Source organism: Cellulomonas citrea (assembly GCF_009829685.1).
GTDB classification, from domain to species: domain Bacteria; phylum Actinomycetota; class Actinomycetes; order Actinomycetales; family Cellulomonadaceae; genus Cellulomonas; species Cellulomonas citrea.
The window spans coordinates 1-1815 of sequence record NZ_VWSD01000270.1; the positions used below are offsets into that span (position 1 = coordinate 1).

The window sequence follows — 1815 nt, forward strand, 5'->3', positions numbered from 1 at the left end:
CGCGCCCGCGCCCCGGCACCGCGCACACCGCGCACACCGCGACCCGGCGTACGACGACCGTGCCGACCGCCGCCCGGCCGACCACCACGGTGCCGACCGCCAACCGGCTCACCACCAACCGGCTCACCACCGCACTGCTCACCGCCACCGTGCCCACCGCACCACGGTTCACCGCATCCCTGGGAGGACAGTCATGACGACCACCTCGAGCTCCGTCGCGGGCGTGACGTACGCGCGCCCCGACGCCACCTACTTCGACAAGCGGGGCCTGCAACGCTCCGCCGGCTTCTGGGGGCTGTGGGGAATCGGCGTGGCAGCCGTCATCTCCGGCGACTTCTCCGGCTGGAACGGCGGCATCGCGGCGGCCGGCTGGGGCGGGCTGCTCGTGGCCACCGGCCTCGTCGTCGTCATGTACTTCACGATGCTGTTCTCCATCGGCGAGATGTCGGCCGCGATGCCGCACACGGGAGGTGCGTACTCGTTCGGCCGCGCCGCGATGGGCCCGTGGGGCGGGTTCGTCACCGGGCTGGCCGAGACCGTCGAGTACGTGATGACCACCGCCGTCGTCGTGTACTTCTCGGCCGGTTACGCCGACTCGATCGCCCAGGACCTCGTCGGCATCTCGTTGCCGGTGTGGGCGTGGTGGCTCATCATCTACGGCGCCTTCTTCGCGCTCAACGCGTGGGGCGCCGAGGCATCCTTCAAGTTCGCCGTCGTCGTGTCCGCCATCTCCATCGCGGTGATCGCGATCTTCGCGGTCGTCGCGCTCAGCTCCTCGGCGCTCGACCTGCGCTCGCTCACCGACATCGAGCCGACCGCCGCGTTCGGTGCCAGCACCTTCCTGCCGTACGGCATCGGCGGGGTCTTCTTCGCGCTGCCGTTCGCCATGTGGCTGTTCCTCGGCATCGAGGAGCTGCCGCTGGCCGCCGAGGAGGCGCACTCGCCCACCCGCGACATCCCCCGCGCCGGCTTCTGGGGCATGGTGACGCTGCTGGTCACCGGGCTGATCGTGGTGTTCCTCAACCCCGCCGTCACCGGGTCGGCCGCCCTGGCCGGGTCGGGTGAGCCGCTGCTCGACGGGTTCCGCGCGGTGTTCCCGAACTCGGCCATCGCCTCGGTGCTGTCGGCGTTCGCGCTCGTCGGCCTGCTCGCCTCGACGCAGGGGATCATGTTCGCCTACGGCCGCAACATCTACTCGCTGTCCCGGGCCGGCTACTACCCCAAGGCGCTGTCGCTCACCGGTGCCCGCAAGACCCCGTGGGTGGCGCTCGCGGTCGGCGCGGTGATCGGCTTCGCCTCGCTCGTGCTCATCCAGTACCTCGTGTCGTCGGCCGGGTCGATCGTGCTCAACATCGCGGTGTGGGGCGCGGTCATCGCCTACCTGCTGCAGATGACGTCGTACGTGATCCTGCGGGTCAAGCACCCGCGGGCCAAGCGTCCGTACCTGAGCCCGACGGGCATCCCGGGTGCTGTGGTGGCCGGGCTGCTCGCCCTGGCGATCTTCGTCGGGGTCATGCTCAACCCCGCCTACCGCCCGGCGATCATCGCCATCGCGGTGGTGTTCGCCCTGGCCCTGGGGGCGTTCGCGCTGTGGGGCCGCACGCGGCTCGTGCTCTCGCCCGAGGAGGAGTACGCCCTGGCCGGCGGCTTGTCGGCGGACGCGTCGGCGCAGGACGGCCCGTCGACGGATGCCGTGGACGACGAGCCCGCACCGGAGGACGCGACCGTGCGCTGAGCCCGGTCCGGCGCCGGGCGGCTCAGCCGTCCAGACCGAGCGCCCGGCCCACCTCGTCCAGGCCGCCCACCCGCCGCAGC

The 1815-nt window shown here is 71.8% G+C and carries 2 protein-coding genes; both read left to right on the plus strand.

What is annotated here, in order from left to right; translation table 11 throughout:
- On the plus strand, positions 1–197 hold a 197-nt coding region (locus F2B26_RS16040; protein WP_201292791.1), incomplete at its 5' end, for a hypothetical protein.
- On the plus strand, positions 194–1735 hold the full coding sequence (locus tag F2B26_RS16045; protein ID WP_159811052.1) for an amino acid permease: 1542 nt from the start codon (positions 194–196) through the stop codon (positions 1733–1735). The genes F2B26_RS16040 and F2B26_RS16045, both read left to right, overlap by 4 nt.
- Positions 1736–1815 lie beyond the last annotated feature (80 nt).

Bases quoted from the DNA above. Each gene is read 5' to 3' on its own strand.
- F2B26_RS16045 (WP_159811052.1), top strand. From the start codon at position 194: ATGACGACCACCTCGAGCTCCGTCGCGGGCGTGACGTACGCGCGCCCC.